General features: G+C 72.4%; 15 protein-coding genes. 10 read left to right on the top strand and 5 right to left on the bottom strand.

The window, feature by feature from the left end; all coding sequences use genetic code 11:
• Positions 1–80: 80 nt before the first annotated feature.
• The 3 genes from dctA to AB0I60_RS28785 all read left to right on the top strand — a co-directional run bounded on the left by dctA (position 81) and on the right by AB0I60_RS28785 (position 7,957).
• On the top strand, positions 81–1,448 hold the full coding sequence (dctA, locus tag AB0I60_RS28775) for a C4-dicarboxylate transporter DctA (RefSeq protein ID WP_360735085.1): 1,368 nt from the start codon (positions 81–83) through the stop codon (positions 1,446–1,448).
• Between the two features lie 466 nt (positions 1,449–1,914).
• Complete coding sequence (gene gltB / locus AB0I60_RS28780; RefSeq protein WP_360735087.1) at positions 1,915–6,459, top strand: glutamate synthase large subunit; 4,545 nt, start codon at positions 1,915–1,917, stop codon at positions 6,457–6,459.
• Positions 6,452–7,957 carry a glutamate synthase subunit beta gene (locus AB0I60_RS28785; RefSeq protein ID WP_360735089.1) on the top strand — a complete coding sequence of 502 codons (1,506 nt, stop codon included), beginning with the start codon at positions 6,452–6,454 and terminating at the stop codon, positions 7,955–7,957. Before gltB ends, AB0I60_RS28785 begins: the two co-directional genes overlap by 8 nt.
• A gap of 37 nt (positions 7,958–7,994) precedes the next feature.
• Here the strand turns inward: AB0I60_RS28785 and AB0I60_RS28790 are convergent, their stop codons facing one another.
• Positions 7,995–8,372, bottom strand: a complete 378-nt coding sequence (locus AB0I60_RS28790; protein WP_360735091.1) for a helix-turn-helix domain-containing protein — start codon at positions 8,370–8,372, stop codon at positions 7,995–7,997.
• Positions 8,373–8,468: 96 nt separating this feature from the next.
• Here AB0I60_RS28790 and AB0I60_RS28795 point away from each other — a divergent pair, with 96 nt between their 5' ends.
• Positions 8,469–8,873, top strand: a complete 405-nt coding sequence (locus AB0I60_RS28795) for a RidA family protein (RefSeq protein WP_360735093.1) — start codon at positions 8,469–8,471, stop codon at positions 8,871–8,873.
• Between the two features lie 2 nt (positions 8,874–8,875).
• On the opposite strand, the gene AB0I60_RS28800 is transcribed toward AB0I60_RS28795, so the two are convergent.
• Entirely contained in the window at positions 8,876–9,013 is a 138-nt protein-coding gene (locus AB0I60_RS28800; RefSeq protein WP_360735095.1) for a hypothetical protein, read from the bottom strand.
• A 59-nt stretch (positions 9,014–9,072) separates the two neighbouring features.
• Here AB0I60_RS28800 and AB0I60_RS28805 point away from each other — a divergent pair, with 59 nt between their 5' ends.
• Entirely contained in the window at positions 9,073–9,720 is a 648-nt protein-coding gene (locus AB0I60_RS28805; RefSeq protein ID WP_360735097.1) for a DUF5753 domain-containing protein, read from the top strand.
• A gap of 17 nt (positions 9,721–9,737) precedes the next feature.
• A complete protein-coding gene (locus AB0I60_RS28810) occupies positions 9,738–9,923 on the top strand; it encodes a DUF397 domain-containing protein (protein ID WP_360735099.1) in 186 nt (61 codons plus the stop codon).
• Between the two features lie 5 nt (positions 9,924–9,928).
• On the opposite strand, the gene AB0I60_RS28815 is transcribed toward AB0I60_RS28810, so the two are convergent.
• Both AB0I60_RS28815 and AB0I60_RS28820 read right to left on the bottom strand, forming a co-directional pair.
• On the bottom strand, positions 9,929–10,702 hold the full coding sequence (locus AB0I60_RS28815) for a maleylpyruvate isomerase family mycothiol-dependent enzyme (RefSeq protein ID WP_360735101.1): 774 nt from the start codon (positions 10,700–10,702) through the stop codon (positions 9,929–9,931).
• Between the two features lie 105 nt (positions 10,703–10,807).
• Entirely contained in the window at positions 10,808–12,757 is a 1,950-nt protein-coding gene (locus AB0I60_RS28820) for a helicase-associated domain-containing protein (RefSeq protein WP_360735103.1), read from the bottom strand.
• 81 nt (positions 12,758–12,838) lie between these two features.
• On the opposite strand from AB0I60_RS28820, the gene AB0I60_RS28825 reads away from it, so the two are divergent.
• Positions 12,839–13,498: a DUF2461 domain-containing protein gene (locus tag AB0I60_RS28825; protein ID WP_360735105.1), complete on the top strand. Its 660-nt coding sequence runs from the start codon at positions 12,839–12,841 to the stop codon at positions 13,496–13,498.
• Here the strand turns inward: AB0I60_RS28825 and AB0I60_RS28830 are convergent.
• Complete coding sequence (locus AB0I60_RS28830; RefSeq protein WP_360735107.1) at positions 13,470–13,787, bottom strand: VanZ family protein; 318 nt, start codon at positions 13,785–13,787, stop codon at positions 13,470–13,472. The genes AB0I60_RS28825 and AB0I60_RS28830 overlap by 29 nt on opposite strands.
• 105 nt (positions 13,788–13,892) lie before the next feature.
• On the opposite strand from AB0I60_RS28830, the gene pyk reads away from it, so the two are divergent.
• Genes pyk through AB0I60_RS28845 form a run of 3 tightly spaced genes read left to right on the top strand, consistent with a single transcriptional unit; the run spans position 13,893 to position 16,861 of the window.
• Positions 13,893–15,317 (top strand): pyruvate kinase, encoded by a 1,425-nt coding sequence (pyk, locus tag AB0I60_RS28835; protein ID WP_360735110.1) that lies wholly within the window; start codon positions 13,893–13,895, stop codon positions 15,315–15,317.
• 60 nt (positions 15,318–15,377) lie between these two features.
• Entirely contained in the window at positions 15,378–16,253 is an 876-nt protein-coding gene (gene tesB / locus AB0I60_RS28840) for an acyl-CoA thioesterase II (protein WP_360735343.1), read from the top strand.
• Positions 16,254–16,300: 47 nt separating this feature from the next.
• On the top strand, positions 16,301–16,861 hold the full coding sequence (locus AB0I60_RS28845; protein ID WP_360735112.1) for a Uma2 family endonuclease: 561 nt from the start codon (positions 16,301–16,303) through the stop codon (positions 16,859–16,861).
• The last annotated feature ends 11 nt before the right edge of the window (positions 16,862–16,872 follow it).

Below are 16,872 nucleotides of genomic sequence, written 5' to 3' on the forward strand. Positions count from 1 at the left end.
CAGGTCCGGGCTGTGCCCAGGATCACCAACCAACCCGTCGGCGGTCGTCGCCGCCGCACCGGCACCCTGGAGGAGACGTGGTGGCCACCGCTCGGTCCCGTGAGCGCAAACCGATCTACAAGCACCTGTACTTCTGGGTCCTGGTGTCGATCGTGCTGGGCGTGGTGGTCGGCTACGCGTTCCCCGCCCAGGCGTCCGGCATGAAGTGGCTCGCGGACTTCTTCGTGGCGCTGGTCAAGGTCGTCATCGCGCCCACCATCTTCTGCACGGTGGTGGTCGGCATCGCCGGTCTCGGCAACCTGGCCAAGGCGGGCGGCCTGGCGTTGCGGACCATCCTCTACTTCACCGCGATGACCACCGTGGCGCTGGTGATCGGCCTGCTCGTGGTCAACGTCGTGCAGCCCGGCCACCACGGGCCCGCCATCCCGATCAACGACGAGGCCGCGTCCAAGACCCTGTCCGAGGCGAAGACCGCCGAGACGGGCGTGACCGGGTTCATCCTGTCGCTGGTGCCGAAGTCGTTCGTCGGCGCGTTCACCGACGGCCAGCTCATCCAGGTGCTGCTGGTGGCGATCCTGGTCGCGGTCGCGGTGGCCGGGATGGGCAAGCGGGGGGAGCGGGTGGTCGCCGCGCTGGACACCGTGGCCAAGGTGATGTTCGGCGTCATCAAGATCGTCATGTACGCCGCCCCGATCGGCGCGTTCGGCGGGATCGCCTACACCATCGGCAAGTTCGGCGGCACGATCTTGGGCAAGCTCGCCTGGCTGATGGGCTCGTTCTACGCCACGTGCCTGCTGTTCGTGCTCGTGGTGCTCGGCGGGGTCGGGCTGTACGCGGGCTTCTCGATCTTCAAGTTCCTGCGCTACATCAAGGACGAGCTGCTGATCGTGCTGGGCACCAGCTCGTCGGAGTCGGTGCTGCCGAGGATGCTGGTGAAGCTGGAGGCGGCGGGCGCGGACAAGTCGGTGGTGGGCCTGACGATCCCGACCGGGTACTCGTTCAACCTCGACGGCACGTGCATCTACCTCACCATGGGCGCGATCTTCATCGCCCAGGCGACCGGTCACGACGTGGGCCTGGGCACCCAGGTCGGCCTGCTGCTGTTCATGCTGCTCGCGTCGAAGGGCGCGGCGGGCGTGACGGGCGCGGGCCTGGTGACGCTGGCGGCGTCGCTGACCGCGTTCGAGGCGAACAGCGCCATCCCGGCGGTGGGCATCGCGCTGATCGTCGGCATCGACCGGTTCATGTCCGAGGCGCGGGCCATCACCAACGTGATCGGCAACGGCGTGGGCACGCTGGTCGTGGCGCGCTGGCAGGGGCAGCTCGACCGCGAGCGGCTCAAGGAGGTCCTGGACAACCCGTCCGATGTGGACGTCGACGAGCTGATGGACCGGCAGCACGTCGACCGCGAGGAGGCCCGCGAGCCGGTCGGCGCGGGCTCCCGGTAGGCCACCCGGCCCACGGGCCCCGCAGCTCCGCCACCGCGCCGGTGGGGCTGCGGGGCCCGCTCCGTGCGCATGTCCGAAGCGTGAGTGCGCTGCTACTTGCAGTGATTACCCGGTCGTCCCGGTGTCCGAATCGGCCTGAGTCGCACGACCGGGTGAAATAGTGCTCGACCTGGGGCGATGGCGACCACGGGCGGTCGATGTCGGCAACCTCTCACGGGTGCACGCCGGGGGCGTCCGTCCGATATGCTCCACACCGCGTGACCAGGTCGGCCCCATCGTCGTTCGGCCCGCCTCAACCGTTACGCGTCAATGACCGGGATCACCCGACGGATGGTGCCTCCCGGTTACGCGGCTGTTAAAGTCGCGTCAACACGCGGGCCATCGTCGTCCCGTGCCCAGCAACCGGATTCCCTGGAACTGGACACGAGGACTCGTCTTCCCAAGGACGACGAAGGAGGTCTGCGCAGTGATCTTCTCCGCCATCCCGTCCGCACGCGGTCTCTACGACCCGCGCGCGGAGCGTGACGCCTGCGGTGTGGCGATGGTCGCCGACATCGAGGGGCGGCGGTCGCACGGCATCGTGGTCGACGCGTTGACCGCGTTGGCCAACCTGGAGCACCGAGGCGCGGCCGGCGCCGAGCCGACCAGCGGCGACGGCGCGGGCATCCTCCTCCAACTGCCCGACGAGTTCCTGCGGTCCGCTGTGGACTTCGCGCTCCCGGACCCCGGCGCGTACGCGGCGGGCATTGCGTTCCTGCCCGCCGCCGACGAGGAGCGCGCCAAGGCGCAAGCGCTTGCGGAGCGGATCGCGGAGGAGGAGGGGCTGCGCGTGCTCGGCTGGCGCGACGTGCCCGTCGACGCCGACGCGGCCGACGTCGGGCCCACCGCCCGGTCGGTCATGCCGCACTTCGCCATGCTCTTCGTGACCGCTGCCGGCGGCACCGCCCCGGTGGCCGGCGTGCACCTCGACCGGATCACCTTCGCGCTGCGCAAGCGGGTCGAGCACGAGACGGCCGCCGCGCAGGTCGGGACGTACTTCCCGTCGCTGTCCGCGCGGACCCTGGTCTACAAGGGCATGTTGACCACCGGTCAGCTCCCCGCGTTCTTCCCCGACCTGCGCGACGAGCGGCTGGCCAGCGCGATCGCCCTGGTGCACTCGCGCTTCTCCACCAACACCTTCCCGTCGTGGCCGCTGGCCCACCCGTTCCGCTACGTCGCGCACAACGGCGAGATCAACACCGTGCGCGGCAACCGGAACCGGATGCGGGCCCGGGAAGCGCTGCTGGCCGGCAACCTGATCCCGGGCGACCTCACCCGGCTGTTCCCGATCTGCCACCCCGAGGGCTCGGACTCGGCGTCGTTCGACGAGGTGCTGGAGCTGCTGCACCTGGGCGGCCGGTCGCTGCCGCACGCGGTGCTGATGATGATCCCCGAGGCGTGGGAGAACCACGCGTCGATGGACCCGAAGCGGCGCGCGTTCTACGAGTTCCACGCGTCGCTGATGGAGCCGTGGGACGGCCCGGCGTGCGTGACCTTCACCGACGGCGCGCTGGTCGGCGCGGTGCTCGACCGCAACGGCCTGCGCCCGGCGCGCTGGTGGCAGACCGCCGACGGCCGCGTGGTGCTGGCCTCCGAGACCGGTGTGCTGGACGTCGCGCCGGAGGACGTGGTCGCCAAGGGCCGCCTCCAGCCCGGCCGGATGTTCCTGGTGGACACCGAGCAGGGCCGGCTGGTGGACGACGACGAGATCAAGTCGGGCCTGGCCGACGACCTGCCCTACGACGAGTGGCTGCACGCGGGCCTGCTGGACCTGGCCGACCTGGCCGACCGCGAGCACGTGGTGCAGAGCCACGAGTCCGTGGTGCGCCGCCAGCTCACCTTCGGCTACACCGAGGAGGAGCTGCGCGTCCTGCTCGGCCCGATGGCCGTGGGCGGCGTGGAACCGCTCGGCTCGATGGGCACCGACACCCCGGTGGCCGCCCTGTCCCAGCGCTCCCGGCTGCTCTACGACTACTTCGTGCAGAGCTTCGCCCAGGTCACCAACCCGCCGCTGGACGCGATCCGCGAGGAGATCGTCACCTCGGTCGCGCGGGTGATGGGCCCGGAGCAGAACCTGCTGGAGCCCGGCCCGGTGAGCTGCCGGCACATCAAGCTCACCTACCCGGTGATCGACAACGACGAGCTGGCCAAGCTCATCCACATCAACGACGACGGCGACCTGCCCGGCTTCGCCTGCACCGTCCTGAGTGGGCTCTACGAGGTGGACGGTGGCGGGGCGGCGCTGGAGCGGGCCGTCGAGCGGGTCCGCCGCGAGGCGTCCGAGGCGATCGCGGCCGGCGCCCGCACGCTCGTGCTCTCGGACCGCGACTCCGACCACCGGCTCGCCCCGATCCCGTCGCTGCTGCTGGTCTCCGCCGTGCACCACCACCTGGTGCGCACCAAGGAGCGGCTGCGCGTCGCGCTGGTCGTGGAGACCGGCGACGCCCGCGAGGTGCACCACATCGCGGCGCTGCTGGGCTACGGCGCGGCGGCGGTCAACCCGTACCTGGCGTTCGAGACCATCGAGGACCTGATCGCGCAGGGCGCGATCACCGGCATCGAGCCGCGCAAGGCGGTCCGCAACTACGTCTCGGCGCTGGTCAAGGGCACCCTGAAGATCATGTCCAAGATGGGCATCTCGACGGTCGGCGCGTACACCGCCGCCCAGGTCTTCGAGGCCGTCGGCCTGTCCCCCGAGCTGCTGGACGAGTACTTCACCGGCACGGTGTCCAAGCTCGGCGGCGCGGGGCTGGACGTGCTGGCCGAGGAGGTCGCGCTGCGCCACCGCCGCGCGCACCCGGACAACCCGACCGACCGCGTGCACCGCCGGCTGGAGGTCGGCGGCGAGTACGCCTACCGCCGCGAGGGCGAGCTGCACCTGTTCTCGCCGGAGACCGTTTTCCTGCTCCAGCACGCCACCAAGACCCGCCGCGAGGACGTCTTCCGCGACTACACCGAGGAGGTCGAGCGGCTGGCCCGCCAGGGCGGCACGCTGCGAGGCCTGTTCTCGTTCCGGACCGACCGCGCGCCGGTCCCGATCGAGGAGGTCGAACCGGTCTCCTCGATCGTCAAGCGGTTCAACACCGGCGCGATGTCCTACGGCTCGATCTCCGCCGAGGCGCACGAGACCCTGGCCATCGCGATGAACCGGCTCGGCGGCCGGTCCAACAGCGGCGAGGGCGGCGAGGACCCGGAGCGCCTGTACGACCCGGAGCGCCGCTCGGCGGTCAAGCAGGTGGCGTCCGGCCGGTTCGGCGTCACCAGCGAGTACCTGGTGAACGCCACCGACATCCAGATCAAGATGGCGCAGGGCGCGAAGCCCGGCGAGGGCGGCCAGCTGCCCGCCTACAAGGTGTACCCGTGGATCGCGCGGACCCGGCACTCGACGCCGGGCGTCGGGCTCATCTCCCCGCCGCCGCACCACGACATCTACTCCATCGAGGACCTGGCCCAGCTCATCCACGACCTGAAGAACGCCAACGAGCAGGCCCGCGTGCACGTCAAGCTGGTCAGCGAGGTCGGCGTCGGCACGGTCGCGGCGGGCGTGGCCAAGGCGCACGCCGACGTCGTGCTGATCTCCGGGCACGACGGCGGGACCGGCGCGTCGCCGCTGAACTCGCTCAAGCACGCCGGCACGCCGTGGGAGGTCGGCCTCGCGGAGACGCAGCAGACGCTGCTGCTCAACGGCCTGCGCGACCGGATCACCGTCCAGGTGGACGGCGCGATGCGCACCGGCCGCGACGTGGTGGTGGCCGCGCTGCTCGGCGCGGAGGAGTTCGGCTTCGCCACCGCGCCGCTGATCGTCGCGGGCTGCGTGATGATGCGGGTCTGCCACCTCGACACCTGCCCGGTGGGCGTGGCCACCCAGAACCCGGAGCTGCGCGCGCGGTACACCGGGCAGGCCGACCACGTGGTGAACTTCTTCGAGTTCATCGCCCAGGAGGTCCGCGAACACCTGGCGGCACTGGGTTTCCGCACGATCGACGAGGCCGTCGGCCACGCGGAGCTGCTGGAGACCAACGCGGCGATCGAGCACTGGAAGGCCGGCGGGCTGGACCTGACGCCGGTGTTCGCCGTGCCGGAAACCCCGTACCGCACGGCGAAGCGCCGCGTCCGCGAGCAGGACCACGGCCTCGCGCGGGCGCTGGACCGCACGCTCATCCAGCTCTCCGAGGCGGCGCTGGAGGACGCGCTGCCGGTGCGGCTGGAACTGCCGCTGCGCAACGTCAACCGCACGGTCGGCACGCTGCTCGGCGCGGAGGTGACCCGCCGGTTCGGCGGCGACGGCCTGCCCGACGACACGATCCACGTGACGTTCACCGGCTCCGCCGGCCAGTCGCTGGGCGCGTTCCTGCCGCGCGGCATCACGCTGGAGATGGTCGGCGACGCCAACGACTACGTCGGCAAGGGCCTGTCCGGCGGCCGGATCGTGGTGCGCCCGCACCCGGACGCGCCGTTCGCCGCCGAACGGCAGGTGATCGCGGGCAACGTGATCGGCTACGGCGCGACCGGCGGCGAGATCTTCCTGCGCGGCCGGGTGGGCGAGCGGTTCTGCGTGCGGAACTCGGGCGCGCTCGCGGTGTCCGAGGGCGTGGGCGACCACGCGTTCGAGTACATGACCGGCGGCCGGGCCGTCGTGCTCGGGCCGACCGGGCGCAACCTGGCGGCCGGCATGTCCGGCGGTATCGCCTACGTGCTGGACCTCGACCCGGCGTCGGTCAACCCGGCGATGGTCGAGTTGCAGCGCCCCGGCGGCGACGACCTGCGGTGGCTGCGCGAGGTCGTCGAGCGCCACCACAAGCTCACCGGATCGGCCGTGGCCGCCTCGCTGCTCGGCGACTGGCCCCGGCGGTCCTCGGCGTTCACCAAGGTCATGCCCGGCGACTACCAGCGCGTGCTGGAGGCGATGAGGCTCGCCCGCGCGGAGGGCAGGGACGTCGACCAGGCGATCATGGAGGCTTCCCGTGGCTGACCCGTACGGTTTCCTCAAGAACACCCGCGCCGACGCGGCCAAGCGCCCGGCGGCGGAGCGGCGCGGCGACTGGGACGAGGTCTACCTCGACCTCGGCGCCGACACCCGCGACCAGCAGGTGCGGACGCAGGCGTCGCGGTGCATGGACTGCGGCATCCCGTTCTGCCACTCGGGTTCCGCCGGCTGCCCGCTGGGAAACCTGATCCCGGAGTGGAACGACCTGGTGCGCCGGGGCGACTGGGGCCAGGCTTCGGACCGCCTGCACGCCACCAACAACTTCCCGGAGTTCACCGGCCGGCTGTGCCCCGCCCCGTGCGAGGCCGCGTGCGTGCTGGCGATCAGCCACGACGCGGGCGGCGCGGTGGCGATCAAGCGGGTCGAGCAGGCCATCGCGGACGTGTCGTGGGAGCAGGGCCTGGTCCAGCCGACGCAGGCGCAGGTCAGCTCCGGCAAGCGGGTCGCCGTGGTGGGCTCCGGCCCGGCCGGGCTCGCGGCGGCGCAGCAGCTCACCCGGGCCGGCCACGAGGTGACCGTCTACGAGCGCGACGACCGGCTCGGCGGCCTGCTCCGCTACGGCATCCCCGAGTTCAAGATGGAGAAGAAGGTCCTGGACCGGCGGCTCGCGCAGCTCCGCAAGGAGGGCACGAAGTTCGTCACCGGCTGCGAGGTCGGCGTCGACCTGACGGTGGAGGAGCTGCGGTCGCGGTTCGACGCCGTGGTGCTCGCCGTGGGCGCGCTGCGCGGGCGCGACGACACCTCGACGCCCGGTCGCGGGCTGGCGGGCGTCCACCTGGCCATGGACCACCTGGTGCCCGCCAACCGCGCGGTCGAGGGCGACGGGCCGGCGGAGGTCGACGCGGCCGGCAAGCACGTGGTGATCATCGGCGGCGGCGACACCGGGGCGGACTGCTACGGCACCGCGACCCGGCAGGGCGCGGCCTCGGTCCTCCAGCTCGACCAGTACCCGCAGCCGCCGTCACGGCGGGACGACGAGCGCTCGCCGTGGCCGGTGTGGCCGTGGGTCCTGCGCACCTACCCGGCGCACGAGGAGGCCGGGGAGCGGAAGTTCGCGGTGGCGGTGGAGGAGTTCGTCGGCGACGAGCACGGGCACGTGCGGCAGGTCCGGCTGCGCAAGGTGCGGGTGGAGAGGGACGCCTCGGGCCGGCGCGCGGTGGTGCCGACGTCGGAGGAGGTCGAGGAGCTGCCGGCCGACCTGGTGCTGCTGGCGATCGGCTTCGAGGGCGTCGAGCACCTGCCGCTGCTGGACGGGCTGGGCATCGAGCTGACCTCGCGCGGCACGATCTCGTGCGGCTCGGACTGGCAGACCCGGTCCCCCGGCGTGTTCGTGTGCGGCGACGCGCACCGGGGCGCGTCGCTGGTGGTGTGGGCGATCGCGGAGGGCCGCTCGGTGGCCAACGCGGTCGACCGGTTCCTGACCGGGTCGTCGGACCTGCCGTCCCCGGTGATCCCCAACCAGCTCCCGCTGGCGGTCGTCTGAGGTCGAGGCCCCGCCGGCGGTCGTTGTGGCGGGGCCCTCAGGCGTCGAAGCGCCTGCGCGCGTCCTCGATGTGCGCGAGGTGGCGCTGGGTCCAGTCGCACATGGTGTCGACCGTCGCGCGCAGCGCCCGTCCCGGCTCGGTGAGCGTGTAGTCGACCCGGGGCGGGACGGTGGCGTGCACGCGGCGGTCGAGCAGGCCGTTGCGCTCCAGCACGCGCAGGTTCTGGGTCAGCATCTTGTGGCTGATGCCCGCGACCTCGTCCCGCAGTTCGGTGAAGCGCAGGGTGCCGCCGCCCAGCGCCTCGATGATCAGCAGCGCCCACTTCGTGGCCACGTCGGAGAAGATCTCGCGCGCCAACGAGTCCGCGCGCCGGAGGTCCGCGTCGGGCGGGCCGTCGAACTGCTTGGTCACCACGGGGTTCCCCAGTCACTGGAAAGTGCGTTCTTCCGCGTCGGCGCTCACTCTCCTACGGTTCCCCGGTAACCACAAGAGAGCACGAGGAGGCGTGGCATGGCCATCACCCTGGTGAACCCCGCCGGACTGCCCGAGGTGGGCGTGTACCGGCAGGTGGCGATCGCGAGCGGGACGAAGCTGGTCTTCGTCGCGGGGCAGGTCGCGTGGGACGCGGACGGCAACCCGGTCGGCGGCGACCTCGCCGCGCAGGTCGAGCGGTGCTACCTGAACGTCGGCACGGCCCTGGCCGCCGCCGGCGGGTCGTTCGACGACGTCGCCAAGCTGACCGCGTACGTGGTCGACTGGACCCCGGACAAGATGCCGCTCCTGCTGGAGGGCATCGCACGAGCGGCAGAGCGACTGGGCACCACCCCGCTCGCGCCGGCCACCCTGGTGGGCGTCGCGGCGCTGGACGTGCCGGAACACCTGGTGGAGGTCGAGGCGATCGCGGTGCTGGACTGACGTCATCGGGCCGGCGCGTCGGTGAGCCGGCGCAGCGCCCGGTCGGTGAGCGAGAGGGTGACCCCCGTGTCGGGACCGCCGAAGCGGACCAGCGTGTCGTCCGGGCCGAGCCGGTCGACATGATCGCGCCAGTCCGGCATCACGCCCGGCGACCTGAATCCTGCTGCTGGCGGGGCTGGGCGTCACCGACCAGGCGCACGTGGAGGCGCTGCTGGAACTGCGCCGCAACAACCACCAGCGCGGCAAGTGGAACGGCGTGCGCAGCGTGTACAACGAGTCGTTCCGCACCATGGTCGACCTGGAGGAGAACTGCGACCTGATCCGGACGGTGGAGAACGAGGTGCCGCCCGGCCTGGTGCAGTGCGAGTCGTTCATCCGCGCGCTCTACGCGCTCAGCGACGACGAACGCGACCTCGACCTGCGGGTGGCGGCGCGGTTGGCGCGGCAGGAGGTGTTCCGCAAGCCCGGTGCGCCGGAGATCGCGTTCGTCGTCTCGGAATCGGCGCTGCGGCGGCAGTACGGGCCGCCCGAGGTGATGCGCGAGCAGATCGACCACATGGTGAAGCTGTCCCGGCTGCCCAACGTGCATTACCAGGTGCTGCCGTTCAAGACCAGGGGGCAGAGCGACCTGATCGTCGACCGGTTCGTGCTGCTCCGCATCCCGTCACCCGGGGTGGCGGGGCCGTTGGAGTTCTTCTACACCGAGAACCAGGCCGAACTCCGCTACCTGGACGAGAAGCCGTTGGTCGCCTTGTTCGACCAGGTCTGGGCCAGGCTGACCGGTGCGGCACTCGGTTTCGAGGAGAGCCGGCGGTTCATGCGTAGGGTTGCCTCCGAGTACAACTGATCGGCGAGGAGGCGGTGGTGTTCCGGAAGTCGAGCTACAGTGGGTCCAACGGCAACAACTGCGTTGAGGTGGCGCGGTCGGTCGGAGTGGTGGGGGTGCGGGACAGCAAGGCTCCGGTGAGCGCGGTGCGGTTTGCGCCGGCCGGGTTCGGGCGGTTCGTGGCAGGGGTCAAGTCCGGGTCGGCCGGCGTTCCGGTGGGCTGACCGGGTCAGCCGAAGCTCACCCGGTCCAGCCAGAAGTCGAGCAGTGCGCGGTCGCCCACCACGTCCAGCGCGGTTGCCTGCTCGCGGCGGTAGACCGTCAGGAGCAGGTCGCGGAGCGGGCCGCGTGCGGCGACCGCCGACTTCTCGTGCGCGTGTCGCCAGGCGATCGCGTCGCCGGTCAGGTCGACCACCCACTCCGCGCCCGGGTGGTCGGTGGCGTGCAGGTGCAGCGTCCGGTCGGGGCCGAGCAGTTCGCGCAGTTCGGGGCGGATCTCGAACATCACCGGCAGGCTGAGCAGTTCCAACCACTCGTCCAGCGCGTCCGCCGCGACCGCCGGGTCCAGCTCGTACCGCGCGCCGACCGCGAGCGCCGCGTCCGCCCGGTGCACCACCAGTTCGTGGGTGAACCGGCGAGCCCAGAACAGCGGCGTGCGGCCCGGCACGACGGTCCACACCGCTGCCGTCTCACCGGCCTCGCCCAGCGCCTCGGACAACGCCCCGGCCGCCGCCACGACCTCCTCGGCCAAGGGGCCGGGCGCGTGGTCCCGGTAGTCGTCCAGGTGGCGCAGGGCGTCGTCGGGCAGCGGGCCGTCGGCCCGGGTCGCCACGATCTCGGCCACCCACCGCAGGCCCGCGCCCACGTGCCGCAGCAGCTGCCCGACCGTCCACTCCGGACAGCTCGGCACCCGGGTCGTCGGGTCGGCCCCGTCCACGTGCTGGGCGAGGAGCCGGGCCTGGGCGACGATCTCGGCCCGGTAGCGGTCGAAGGTCAGAGGCATGGCGACATCATGGCGCAACAGCGGATCTCCCGGTGGTGCAACGGCGAAGCTGCCCGCAGCAGACGGCGGAGAGTCCGCCGTAGCGCTCCGGTTGGGCAGCGGGTGTCACCCCACGGGGCGGACCGAGCGGATGCGGCCCACCGGGAACTCGTGCGCCCCACCGGACTGGTCCTTCGCGGTCAGGGTGCCCGCCGCGTGGTCGACCGGGGTGATGACGTGCCGGTCCGTGGCCCGCGGGCCGCTCGCCACCTCGACCTCCACGCACGTCCCGGTCACCAGCGCCTCGGCCAGCGCCAGCACCTCGGAGTCGCGCAGCACCAGCGACTGGTCGCGCAGCAGCCGGACCGCGCCCATCCGCCGCGACTCCGCGCGCGGCGGCACGAACCGGGGTCTGGGCCGGGCCTGCTCCACCAGCGCCACGGCCAGCCTGCTCAGCTCCTGGTCGGTCAGCGGCGCGCGCCACGGCTGCCACGACCCGACCTTGCGGCTCGGCGGCTCGACCCGGCGGCGCGGCACCCGTTCCAGCACCGACCGGCCGTCCAGCGCGGCGGGCGCGGGCGCGTAGCCGGCGGCGCGCAGCAGGGCCAGGGTCTCGCCGGCGGGCTTCGCGGAGGCCAGCACGGTCGGGGCCAGCCGGTGCAGGTCGAGCGGGACCAGGGCGCGGTGCCGGGCGATCTCGGTCAGCAGCTGAGGGTCGTCCGCGCGCACGCAGCACGCCACCGCCGTCACGGTGACCTGCCCGTGCCGCCGCGCCACCTCGCGGACCAGCCGCTCCAGCGACTGCGGCACGCCGTGCTCCGCGACCTCGGCCAGCCGTGCCAGCACCTCGTCCGGGGTGTGCCCGGCGTCCAGCGCCCGCCGCACGCCGGCCCCGGTGAACCGCCAGCCGCCCTCGGCCGGCTCCGCCACCAGCTCCAGCGCCGCGCGCAGCTCCCGGCCGGGCAGGCCCACCGCCACCGCCGTGAGGTCGGGTCTCAGCTGCGCCTTCTGCGCGGCGGGCGGCACGAAACCGGCCGCCGCCCGCGCCACGTCACCGGCCAGCACGGCCCGGCCCAGCGCGGTCAGCGCACCCAGCGCGACCAGGCCGATCGTCTCGGCCTCGACCAGCGCCGCCTCCGTGGCACCCGGGTCGTGCGCGGCGGGCCGCGACCACGCCAGGTCCGCCACCACCTCGTGGCGGTGCTCGAACGCCTCGTCCTCGGCCAGCTCCGCGTACTGCTCCAGCACGCCCCGCCGGGTCGCGTCGCCGTGCTCGGACGCCTGCCCGCTCAGCGCCGGCCGGGGTTTCGCGGGGGTCCACGTCATGCGCGGCCACGCCCGCGCCAGCTCCGCCAGCCGGTCCGAGGGCGACGCGCCGCGCCAGTCGTCCGACCTGGTCGTCGGCAGCACCCGCCGGTCCTGGTCGGCGACGGCGAGCAGCCGCGCCTCCACGGCCAGCTCCAGCCACAGCCGGGCGCGCGCCTCGTCGGCGCGCAGCCGGCCGGCGATCCGGCGCAGCTCACGCACGCCGACCCCGCTGCGGGTGGCGACGACATCGTTGTCACACAGCTCGACGAGCCGGGTTATACCGTCCACAGTGGACGTTGCCGGGGTGATCGCCGCGCGGTCCGCGAAGTCCTGGTGCTGCGCGGTCCGGCGCGGCGCGCGCGGCGGCGGCGTGATCCGCCGGGGTGGTGCGCCGTCGGCCGGTCGCAGCCCGCTCGCCGCGCGCAGCCGGTCGCCGGCGGGCCACACCAGGGCGTGCGCGCGCAACCTGGCCAGCGCCCGTTTCAGCTCGGCACGGGACGACTTCCCGTTGCAGTGCAGGCTTTCCGCGACGGTGTCCGTGCTCGCGTCCTCGCCCAATCGGACCACCGCGTCCAGCACGTCGCGGCACGCGCGGTCCAGGCCGTCCACGGCGCGCTTGACCGAGGCCGGAGCGGTCAGCTCGTCGGCCAGCCCGCGCAGCGAGTCCGGATGGGAGTCCGCCGCGTCCTTGCGCAGCGCGAGGATGTCCCGGATGTCTTGAGCGTCGAGTTCGTGCAGCCAACTGGCCAGCGCCGATTTCCTACTCACGCGCCGATTATGCACCGTCCGTCACCGGTCGGTGATTCCACGCGACCGCGCCCGGCGGCGGGCGGACGTAAGCTGTCCGCCGTGGAATTCACCGGCTTCGGCGAGTACGCCATCGACTTCTTCGACGGGCTGGAGAGCGACAACTCGAAGGCATACTGGGACGACCACAAGCACACCTACCAGTCCGACGTGCGCGCGCCGATGGAGGCGCTGCTCGCCGTGCTGGAGCCGGAGTTCGGCAAGGGCAAGGTGTTCCGTCCCTACCGGGACGTCCGGTTCAGCAAGGACAAGACGCCGTACAAGACCTACTGCGGCGGGGTGGTCGAGCTGGGCCGGGGCAGCGGCGCGCACTACGTCCAGGTCAGCCCGGAGGGGTTGTTCGTCGGCGGCGGCTCGTTCGCCATGGCTTCGGACCAGACGGCCAGGTACCGGGAGTCGGTCCTCGACGACGTGCGCGGCAAGGCGTTGGAGAAGGTGCTCAAGAAGCTCACCGGACGGGGCTGGGAGGTGCGCGGGGCGCAGCTCAAGCGCGCGCCGCGCGGGGTCGACCCGGCGCACCCCCGGATCGACCTGCTCAAGCGCAAGCGGCTCTACGCGGCGCGCGTGTGGCCGCCGGACGACGTGCTGCACGAGCCCGGGTGCCTGGAGCGGGTGCGCGCGGCGTGGCGCGAGGTCACCCCGCTGGTGGACTGGTGCGCCGACCACATCGGGGTCAGCGCGGTCGGCTACCGGCGTACGTGAACCGGGCCACCAGCCAGCCCAGGGCCACGCCGGCCACGTCGACCAGGCCGTCGAGCACGTCGCCGCCGCGCCCCAGGGGCATGATCAGCCACTGGAGCACCTCGGACACCACCGCGTAGGCCACCAGGCCCGCCAGCAGCGGGACCCGGGGCAGCCGCGCCCACAGGCCGGTGGCCGCGAGCAGGGCGAACAGCAGCACGTGGACCACCTTGTCGGTGCCCGGCGGCGAGTCCGGGACACCTGACTGGGGGGTGAACAGGATGATGACGCTGAGCAACACGGCGGTCACGAACGGAAGGATTCTGCGGCCCACGTGACCGATTGTGCCTGTTCCGGCAGGTTACTCCCCGGTACATCCTGATCGGTCCAGTGAAGGGGACTAGGCTCTCCGAACGTGAGTCGACGCGCGAAGATCGTCTGTACGCTGGGCCCCGCCACCGCGACCGAGGACAAGGTCAACGAGTTGGTGGCGGCCGGTATGGACGTGGCCCGGATGAACTTCAGCCACGGCAGCCATGCCGACCACAAGCAGGTCTACGACCTCGTCCGCGCCGCGTCGGACGCCACCGGCCGCGCGGTGGGCGTCCTCGCCGACCTCCAGGGCCCCAAGATCCGGCTCGGCCGGTTCGCCCACGGCCCCGTCGAGTGGCGCACCGGTGACGTCGTCCGGGTGACCGTCGAGGACGTCGAGGGCACGCACGACCGGGTCTCGACCACCTACAAGGAGCTGTCCAAGGACGCCAAGGTCGGCGACCGCCTGCTGGTGGACGACGGCAAGGTCGGCCTGATCGTCACCGACGTCGAGGGCCCCGACGTGGTGTGCGAGGTCACCGAGGGCGGCCCGGTCAGCAACAACAAGGGCCTCTCGCTGCCGGGCATGGACGTCTCCGTCCCGGCGCTGTCCGAAAAGGACATCGAGGACCTGGAGTTCGCGCTCAACCTCGGCGTGGACTTCATCGCGCTGTCGTTCGTGCGCTCGCCCGCCGACATCGACCTGGTGCACCAGGTCATGGACCGCGTCGGCCACGGCCGCCGCCCGGTCATCGCCAAGATCGAGAAGCCCGAGGCGGTCGACAACCTCGAAGCCATCGTGCTGGCGTTCGACGGCGTCATGGTCGCCCGGGGCGACCTGGGCGTGGAGCTGCCGCTGGAGCACGTGCCGCTGGTGCAGAAGCGGGCGATCCAGATCGCCCGGGAGAACGCCAAGCCGGTGATCGTGGCCACCCAGATGCTCGACTCGATGATCCAGAACTCGCGGCCCACCCGCGCCGAGACCTCGGACGTCGCCAACGCCGTGCTCGACGGCGCGGACGCGCTGATGCTCTCCGGCGAGACGTCGGTCGGCCGGTACGCGATCGAGTCGGTCAAGACCATGGGCCGGATCATCGAGGCGGTGGAGACCGAGTCCACGCAGGTCCCGCCGCTGACCCACGTGCCGCGCACCAAGCGCGGCGTCATCTCCTACGCGGCCCGCGACATCGGCGAGCGGCTGAACGCCAAGGCCCTCGTCGCGTTCACCCAGTCGGGCGACACGGTGCGCCGGCTGGCCCGGCTGCACACCCACCTGCCGCTGCTGGCGTTCACGCCGGAGCAGAGCGTGCGCAGTCAGCTTGCTCTCACGTGGGGCACGGAGACGTTCCTGGTGCCTAAGGTGGACTCGACGGACGAGATGGTCCGCCAGGTCGACCAGTCGATGTTGCACATCGGGCGGTACCAGCCCGGTGACCTGGTCGTCGTCGTGGCGGGCTCCCCGCCCGGCACCATCGGCTCCACCAACCTCATCCGGGTGCACCGGCTCGGAGAGGACGACCACGCTTAGGGGTAGGACGTGACAGAGGCCGCCCGTGCCGCCGCTGCCGCCGGTTACGCGGACCTCCCGCTGGACTCCGACGGCGTCCCGCACGGCCAGCCCGTGCTGGACCGCCTGGTGGCCCTGCTGGACCTGGAGCGCATCGAGGAGAACATCTTCCGGGGCGTGTCGCCCGCCGAGTCGCCGATGAGGGTGTTCGGCGGCCAGGTGGCGGGCCAGGCCCTGGTGGCGGCCGGCCGGACCGTGCCGCCGGAGCGCCGGGTGCACTCGCTGCACTCGTACTTCATCCGGGGCGGTGACCCGACCGTCCCGATCGTGTACGAGGTGGACCGCGTCCGCGACGGCCGCTCGTTCACGACCCGGCGCGTGGTGGCCGTCCAGCACGGCAAGGCGATCTTCACGCTGTCGGCGTCGTTCCAGCACGACGAGCCCGGCATGGACCACTTCGAGGCGATGCCCGACGTGCCCGCCCCGGAGACCCTGCCGACCTACGCCGAGTCGGCGGCCGGGTACCTGGAGAAGGTCGGGATGGCGAAGCTGCCCCGGCCGATCGACATCCGGTACGTGACCGAGCCGCCGTGGCGGGCGCGGGAGGACGGGCCGGGCGAGGCGCGCAGCCAGGTGTGGATGCGCGCGGGCGGCAAGCTGCCGGACGACGACCTGCTGCACGTGTGCGTGCTGACCTACGCGTCGGACCTGACGCTGCTGGACTCGGTCCTCGTGCGCCACGGCGTGTACTGGGGCACGGACAAGGTCCTCGGTGCGAGCCTGGACCACGCCCTGTGGTTCCACCGCCGGTTCCGCGCCGACGAGTGGTTCCTGTACGACTGCGAGTCGCCCTCGGCGTCGGGCGCACGGGGGTTGGCGACGGGCCGCTTCTACGCCCAGGACGGCCGCCTGGTGGCCACCGTGGTGCAGGAGGGCCTGCTGCGCGTCCTGCCGTGACGCCGGCTGTCCGGTTCGAGGTCGGTGGCGGAGGAGGGGTGGCCCGCGTGAGCGCGTCGGCGTGGCCGGACCACCTCCTCACGCTCGCCGAGTGGGACGAGCTGCCGGAGTTCGAGTCCCACCACGTCGAGCTGGTCGAGGGAATCCTGCTCGTGACACCCGGGCGTGCTTCCAGGCACCAGATGGCGGTCAAGCGCCTGGGGACCTCGCTCGACGCCCAGTTGCCGCAGTCCGTGATCGCGGTGCCCGAGGTCGACGTCCTGGTCGATCCCGTCCCGCCGGTCACCGTGCGCGCGCCGGACCTGGTGGTGGTGCAGACCGCCCTGGCTCTGGAGTACCCGACGCGCTACGACGCCGATGACGTCCTGGTGGCCGTCGAGGTGGTCTCGCCGGGCACCGGTCGGACGGATCGGATCGTCAAGCCCGTCGAGTACGCCGACGCGGGCATCCCGCACTACTGGCTGGTCGAGCTGGACGACCCGATCACGCTCACCGCGTTCACCCTGGTCGACGGCGACTGCGAACACGTCGCCGGCGGTACCGGCGAGGTCTCGGTGCCGAGTCCGTTCCCGGTCGCGCTCGACCTCCCCACCCTGCTGACCCGCTGATCACGGCGCCG

It is taken from the genome of Actinosynnema sp. NPDC050436, from assembly GCF_040655415.1.
Taxonomy (GTDB): Bacteria; Actinomycetota; Actinomycetes; order Mycobacteriales; family Pseudonocardiaceae; genus Actinosynnema.

Coding starts and splice junctions, on each gene's coding strand:
- AB0I60_RS28815 (WP_360735101.1), bottom strand. CDS start 10,702: ATGCCTCTGACCTTCGACCGCTACCGGGCCGAGATCGTCGCCCAGGCC.
- AB0I60_RS28800 (WP_360735095.1), bottom strand. CDS start 9,013: ATGCCGGACTGGCGCGATCATGTCGACCGGCTCGGCCCGGACGACACG.
- AB0I60_RS28795 (WP_360735093.1), top strand. CDS start 8,469: ATGGCCATCACCCTGGTGAACCCCGCCGGACTGCCCGAGGTGGGCGTG.